Origin of the sequence: Gilliamella sp. (assembly GCF_024104075.1) — a bacterium.
Lineage (GTDB): Bacteria > Pseudomonadota > Gammaproteobacteria > Enterobacterales > Orbaceae > Gilliamella > Gilliamella bombi.
Genome location: NZ_JAGGHR010000025.1, coordinates 25645 through 32238 on the forward strand (window position 1 = coordinate 25645; position 6594 = coordinate 32238).

The following is a 6594-nucleotide window of genomic DNA, read 5'->3' on the forward strand; positions in this document are numbered from 1 at the left end:
TTAGTATTATCTAAAAATATTGAAATAATTGATAATATTGTTTTTTGGATCATCTAAGCATTTCTCAACGTAATCCACTTTCATTTCTTGAAGAATGCTTGGGTTTTCGTTTATTAGGAAGTAAGAATAGTCATCTTTAGTAATCTTTGCTTTTAAGGATGAGATATCTTGTTCTGACATTCTAAATTGTGGTCGAAAATATTGTGTTATTTTTGCATTATCTTTTGTATAAATTGCTGCAACGAAATCAGCTGAATATTGGCAATAACTTTTTATATTGTTTTCAGTTGCTTTTATTTTACTTAGTTCCATATTATGTTCGGCTTGGTTTTCCTCAACTACTTTTTTGAGTTGCACATGATACTTTAATTTATATAGTTCATTTAAATAAAAATTCAATACGCAAGAGGAGAGATTATTATTGCCTTTACAATTTAGAATACCTTGTTTAATAATGTAGTTATCGAAGTTTTTATCACCAACAAACCGAATTAGTTGATTTTTAGCATCAACAACATAAGGGTCGTTAGTTTCAGTTTGTTGTTTTAATAGAGATAGTTGCTCTGTTTCGGAAATTGGTTCATTATTTTTTAAAGGTAAATTTTTTTTTGCACAACTTGTGACAAGAATAGCGACAAAGGTGCATATAAGGATATTACTTACTTTCATTTATCAAATTCCATGAGCATATTCTTTAGGTTAATTTTAAAGCGAGCAACTTTGCCACTAATTTAGTCACGTTATTAGTAACAACAGCCACTTATAACGATTATTGTTATAGCGCGAAATTATATACTCTTATTAATTTAAAAAACACTAGCAGATTAAATTAAATTTATAAAAATTGTACTTTATATACGGTCATTTCTCTCTAATGTTTGCATATTTTTTTATTATCGACCGTAAATTTAGTTTCATGATCAACTGAGGGTTTAAATTTCCCCTTTGCTTTTAAAAAAGCGATTAGTTGCTCGGCATTCATGTTGGATTTTGAACAAGTATGAAATATGGCATCTTCTCCAAACTTACTTTTGATAGCATCAAGTAAAGAAGATTCGGTATAATTGTTTCCATTCATCATATGCAATACTTCGTGTCCATGAATTGACATTATAGCCTCCCTGAATTATTGTTCATTTTAATGATTAATTCATTATTTTTAGTCCCGAAAGATAACAGATATTTTTAATAAGAAAAAGAGGTTTGATATTAAAAATATAATAAAGTTTTAATTATTCCCCCTGATTTACATCGGGGGAAGAAATAACAGCAAAAAAGCTGTAAATTCAAGCAAGAATAATCTTTCTTTTATTTTTTAATTGTTGGCTAATTTTGTAATGATTGATTGATTTTCGCTTTTAACCTGGTGAATAACAACAGATATAGTATCAGCAAGTTTGTAGCAAACCTCATCTTTAATTTTGATGATTCCTTCCTCAGGTAACGAGATAATTTCTTCCTTGACTGAGTGAATCATTGAAAGTGGCATAAATGCAAAAGCGCCTATATCACATAAACGAACTCGAGCACCACCACGATTGATATCGATAATTTCAGCAGAAAAACTTTCACCTACTTTATTTGATAAGTATTGAGCATAAAGGTTTTCAGCCATATCACGTTCTGCATAGCGTAATGTTTTGCGTCTTTCATTCATGTTTTTTAATTGATCTTTATCGGGTGCGACTAATTCTTGTGATCGGATAAATGCTTTGATTAATCGATGGTTGACCATATCACCATATTTACGTATTGGTGAAGTCCATGTTGCATAGGCATCAAATCCCAAACCAAAATGTGGTTTAGGTTCAGTTGAAAAATCAGCAGGGCTTTGGAATTTGCGAAGTTTTGTGGACAAAAATGGAGTGTTGTCGATTATACGACGCAACTTTACGTAACCATCGAAAGATAATAATGATTCTTTATCAAATTCAGTGATTCCGTTGTCATTTAAAAAAGTCACTACTTGTTCAATATATTTATTATCAAAACCTGAATGAATATTAAAAATTCCAAACCCAATTTTATTTTTTAATTGCAATGTTAAAGCTTGGTTAGCTAAAACCATGACTTCTTCTACTATTTGATTTGCAATCCGACGAGACTCTTTAATTATTGATTTAACTTGGCGATTTTCATCAAGTTCAAAACGATAATCTCCATTATCTTTAAAAACTAATGCATGATTTTGCCGCCATGTCATACGAATTTTTGCTAAGTCAGCTAAATGTTTAAGTTGCTGTTTAATAATTGGATTGTTAGTTTCTAAATCTTCATTATTTTCTAAAAAATTAGAAACATTGTTATAAGTTAATTTAGCTTTTGATTCAATCCAAGCTGGTATAAAAGTGATCTCATCGCTATTAATATTGCCCGTTTCGTCAATACTCATTTTACATATCATTGCTGGACGTTTTTGATTTGCTTTTAATGAACATAAATCATTGGCAAGCTCTTTGGGTAGCATAGGGATATTAAAATCAGGCAAATAAGTGGTAAAATTTCTGATTTTGGCAATACGATCAAGTTCGCTATCTTGTAATACATAAGCGGTAGGATCGGCAATGGCAACCATCAATTGATAATCTCCTTGTTCACCTTTTGATATCGCAATAGCATCATCCATATCTTCTGTATCTTCGCTATCGATGGTGAAAAAGTTAACATCGGTTAAATCTTGACGGTTATCAAGTTCAGTACCGTTAATTGATAATGAATCGAACTGTGGGGCGTGAGTTTCTAAATCGTAGCGCGCTAACGTTTTTAGCCAAAGTTGATAAGGTGAATTGCTTTCAGCAACAAAACGAACAATTTCGGCAAGAAATTGATTCCGTTCTTCTTGCAAAGGGTGAGAAACAAGCGTTGCCACAACCCAATCGCCTTCTTTTAGTTTTTCGCTAACTTGCTTGTTTATTTTGCAACGAATGGCTAGATTAGTTGACATATTTTCAGGATAAATAACCATTGCACGATCTTGAAAGCCTATTTTGCCAATAAATTTTTGCAATGCACTTTCAATTAATGATTCAGGTTCAAAAGACTCTTTATCGTTATTACTTATTACTGTCCCTGATACCTTATCACCATTGCAAACTCTTTTCATTTTAGCAATAGGGATGAAATAACTTTTTTTATTATCAACATCTAAAAAACCAAATCCTTTTTCATGAGCTCTAATAGTGCCTTCAACGCGTGGTGTTTGCTCATGGAGTTCTTGTTTTAATTGTGCAAGTAGAGGGTTATTTTGAAACATATGGCCTAACACTAGTTAAAAAGTTGGTATTAAATTCTATCATATTTATGCAAATTGTGGTTATTGAATTAATCGGTGATGGTATTGAAAATAGACGTATAATAATGCCACTTAAAATAATTGGTCGAATTAAAGTATGAAATTAAACTATAAATTACAGGGTGATGGACAGTCGATAGTGTTTTTACATGGGGTATTTGGGAGTTTAGATAATTTAAATATGTTAGCGAAGGATTTTATGCAGTATTATCAAACCGTGCAAGTTGATCTGCGTAATCATGGGCATTCCCCTTGGTCTGATAAGATAACTTATCAAACTATGGCTGAAGATGTAGCTGAACTTTGTTATGATTTACAATTAAAAGATATAATATTAGTTGGTCACTCAATGGGGGGGAAGGTTGCTTTGCAATTGTCGCAAATGCTTTCAGATTCTATCCAAAAAATTGTTGCTATCGATATTGCGCCTATAAAATATCACCGTTCGGCCAATGCCACTATTTTAAGAGTGTTAATGTATTGCCTTAGTAACCAAATTACCGATAAAAAGCAGATCATCAATTTAATGGAACAAGTAGGTATTAACATGCCAACCATTCTTTTTTTACTAAAATCGTTTAAGAATGATAAATGGTTGTTTAATATTGAAGCAATTAATTCACAATATGCTCATATATGCGATTGGCAAAATATCTCTCCTTGCTTAAAACCCACGTTATTTATTCGGGGAGGTAACTCTACTTATATTACAAATGAAGCTTATCCAGCGATTTTCGAACAATTTCCTAATGCAAAAATTGAAGTAGTTGAAGGTGCAGGGCATAATGTTCACGCTGAAAAAACGTCACAAGTTTTGCAACTTCTACATAACTGGATAGAGGGATGAATGGTATTTAACTTGCAAACATTTAGAGTGAATTACAAAATAATCGTTGCTGCTTGGCAACTTGTTTGTTAGGTGCATTAACCGTTATAACAACCATTTTACACTGAGCATTATAAGTTTTACTGGTGAGCTTATAGTGCCAACCAGAAGGAATAATTTGGTTTGTGGTATAAGGGTAGCTATCAAGTAGCTGAAAAGCAATTTTGTTGGCACGTAAGTAGTTTGTAAAGTAGTGATGTTTATAAAACAATGCTTGTTGGTAATTAACAAATCCTAACATAATAATTGAAAATAATAGCGTTGCTATCATAACTTCAATTAAACTAAAGCCAGCTATTTTTTTCTTTTTGTTATTCACAATAAATAGCTCTTTTTTCTGGGCAATAATCGAGCCAATGACCTTTTTCAACAATCAATCGATTGTTATCAAAATGTGCGAGTGTATATAAATAAAAATCTTTAGCTTCGCCTCTTACTAACACATACTTATCAATTTTTAATAAAGACTTTTTTATACATGCTTTTAATTGATAAGTGGGTTCAGTCATACAATACCAATTTGTTTTAGGAGTTTGCCAATTTTGGGTTATTGCCCAAGTTAAAGATGAACTAGCTTGATTAAATTGTTGATAGTATTGACTTTCCATTAAAATAGTTTTTTGCCACGAGGTAATAAGTATATTAAAACCAATTAATAGCACCAATCCCACAACCATCAAAATAATTACCATTAAAATAGTGCTAAACCCAGACGAAGTATACATTTGTTTAAAATAGGTTTTCATTTTTGATTATTTCAGTTATGTGATAATTAATCTGCTTGTTTTTTCTTAATTCAGCAGTAACAGATAGACTAATGGCATCGGGTAGCTGTTTTATTGTAAAATCGGTTACTTTGATTTCGTTTGAATCAAATAAGTTTTCCCATTTAGTTCCAAAACAATCTATTGCTCCTGTTTTATAGGCTATATTGTTTTCTTTATAGCGATAGGTAAAAACATCTGACTTTATAGGGGTAAATTTGTCCCAAACCCAAGAATTGCGAATTTCGCTATCGTATCGAAGAACAATACATTTTCCTTGTTTATCGATTTTAATAGCTTTAGCTGTTATTTTTTTGGGGTCATTAGCAATAAAACCAGCTCGTCTTATGTCTTTTTTCATACCAGCTAATCCAAGTTCAATTGCCTGTTGTAAACGTATTTTTTGATAATATTGCATAATACTTGTTTGTAATTGAATGTAAAACGAGGTTATACCCATAAAAATTAGACTTGATAATATTAAGCTAATAAGTATTTCAAATAAGGAATATCCAGATGCTTTTAACATCGAGGTAACCCTGTTATATAGCTATTTTCTGCACAAAAACGGATACGTCCAAGCAAAGAAACAAAAATCCTACTGGTGCCTATTTTATTTCTTAATTGAAAAGACATTGTTTGTGCTAAGTTACGGCGTCCTAAAATTAAGGCATCTTTATTGTTTGATAGTTCACTAATTTCAACAGAATTATCTGGTTTCATGAAATAAAGCACTCCCTCGCTGCATGAGGCAGGTTTTTCATCGTGAGTAATTGCAATGCACCATGGTGAAGTAAATTGATGAATAATGTAATTCTCATTTTTAATCGACGCTTTTATTTGAACTTCATACAAAAAATAACCTAACTGTTTGGTTGTATAAGCTAATTCATTACGCAGCTGTTGCTCTTTCCAATGCTCAACGCCTATTGTGACTAAAATAGCACTAATACAAATAGTTATTAACAATTCTAGTAATGAAAATCCCCAATTTTGCATAATATTGTCTTGGTAACTATCACGATAGTTGCAGAGTACATTTTAATTAAACAATTGGTTATTTGACATTCTAGATTTGTGATACATTGCTCAAATAAATTGTGCTTTTTTCGTTAATACTTTGCTTTTTGTTTTGATGAAAAGCTTATTTAAAAATTACGTCAAAAAGCGGTTGACAAATATATTGATTTTATTAAAATTTTTATTTATTGTTTCCTGGATTCAAACATGAAGTGCAATTTTAAACACGGTGGAGTGAAGAAAGTAGAACGGTGATTTATACTAGCACCTTCGCACCACCACAGTTTGGAGATTGCTATGCATTATAATCACCTTTCTAGGAAGGAAAGATACTAGATTTTTGTATTTATAACTATACACAATATCTATTGAACTCACACACAAGAAAACGGCATAAGTTTAAAAGCCCTGTCGCTTTTTATTCTAAGCGTTAAGACGAATTACACTTTATGGTGCAATCTAGGAACTTAATAAGAAACTTCAATAAAATCAATAGTCAACCTGAGCTATTTTAGAGAAAAAACACATCGATAGCTCCACAATATTAATAAGTTTGCTTTATCACAGCATCAAAATATGCCGATAACGAAGTAAAGCTAGTACGCTAAACTAGGTTGTTGGGCGTGTTTGTG

The 6594-nt window shown here is 31.5% G+C and carries 8 protein-coding genes; 1 reads left to right on the top strand and 7 read right to left on the bottom strand.

Annotation, left to right across the window (positions count from 1 at the left end; translation table 11 throughout):
* Positions 1-6: 6 nt before the first annotated feature.
* From J6569_RS08230 to J6569_RS08240, 3 genes are all read right to left on the bottom strand, one after another.
* On the bottom strand, positions 7-669 hold the full coding sequence (locus J6569_RS08230; RefSeq protein WP_065589216.1) for a hypothetical protein: 663 nt from the start codon (positions 667-669) through the stop codon (positions 7-9).
* 202 nt (positions 670-871) lie between these two features.
* Positions 872-1114, bottom strand: coding sequence for a YecH family metal-binding protein (locus J6569_RS08235; protein WP_141671047.1), 243 nt, complete (start codon positions 1112-1114; stop codon positions 872-874).
* A 201-nt stretch (positions 1115-1315) separates the two neighbouring features.
* Positions 1316-3253, bottom strand: a complete 1938-nt coding sequence (locus J6569_RS08240) for an exoribonuclease II (RefSeq protein ID WP_296318226.1) — start codon at positions 3251-3253, stop codon at positions 1316-1318.
* Positions 3254-3389: 136 nt separating this feature from the next.
* Between J6569_RS08240 and J6569_RS08245 the strand changes: the two genes are divergently transcribed.
* On the top strand, positions 3390-4139 hold the full coding sequence (locus J6569_RS08245) for an alpha/beta fold hydrolase (protein WP_296300115.1): 750 nt from the start codon (positions 3390-3392) through the stop codon (positions 4137-4139).
* 22 nt (positions 4140-4161) lie between these two features.
* On the opposite strand, the gene J6569_RS08250 is transcribed toward J6569_RS08245, so the two are convergent.
* The 4 genes from J6569_RS08250 to J6569_RS08265 are packed head-to-tail and all read right to left on the bottom strand — an operon-like array spanning position 4162 to position 5941.
* Complete coding sequence (locus J6569_RS08250) at positions 4162-4497, bottom strand: prepilin-type N-terminal cleavage/methylation domain-containing protein (RefSeq protein ID WP_051634165.1); 336 nt, start codon at positions 4495-4497, stop codon at positions 4162-4164.
* Positions 4490-4924: a DUF2509 family protein gene (locus tag J6569_RS08255; protein ID WP_296318227.1), complete on the bottom strand. Its 435-nt coding sequence runs from the start codon at positions 4922-4924 to the stop codon at positions 4490-4492. The genes J6569_RS08250 and J6569_RS08255 overlap by 8 nt, the downstream gene beginning before the upstream one ends.
* Positions 4908-5471 (bottom strand): prepilin peptidase-dependent protein, encoded by a 564-nt coding sequence (locus tag J6569_RS08260; RefSeq protein WP_296300120.1) that lies wholly within the window; start codon positions 5469-5471, stop codon positions 4908-4910. The genes J6569_RS08255 and J6569_RS08260 overlap by 17 nt, the downstream gene beginning before the upstream one ends.
* The gene (locus J6569_RS08265) at positions 5465-5941 is read right to left on the bottom strand and encodes a prepilin-type N-terminal cleavage/methylation domain-containing protein (RefSeq protein ID WP_296318228.1); all 477 of its coding nucleotides are present in this window, start codon (positions 5939-5941) and stop codon (positions 5465-5467) included. Before J6569_RS08265 ends, J6569_RS08260 begins: the two co-directional genes overlap by 7 nt.
* Positions 5942-6594: the final 653 nt, after the last annotated feature.

Bases quoted from the DNA above. Each gene is read 5' to 3' on its own strand.
- J6569_RS08260 (WP_296300120.1), bottom strand. From the start codon at position 5,471: ATGTTAAAAGCATCTGGATATTCCTTATTTGAAATACTTATTAGCTTA.
- J6569_RS08255 (WP_296318227.1), bottom strand. From the start codon at position 4,924: ATGAAAACCTATTTTAAACAAATGTATACTTCGTCTGGGTTTAGCACT.
- J6569_RS08265 (WP_296318228.1), bottom strand. From the start codon at position 5,941: ATGCAAAATTGGGGATTTTCATTACTAGAATTGTTAATAACTATTTGT.
- J6569_RS08230 (WP_065589216.1), bottom strand. From the start codon at position 669: ATGAAAGTAAGTAATATCCTTATATGCACCTTTGTCGCTATTCTTGTC.
- J6569_RS08240 (WP_296318226.1), bottom strand. From the start codon at position 3,253: ATGTTTCAAAATAACCCTCTACTTGCACAATTAAAACAAGAACTCCAT.
- J6569_RS08245 (WP_296300115.1), top strand. From the start codon at position 3,390: ATGAAATTAAACTATAAATTACAGGGTGATGGACAGTCGATAGTGTTT.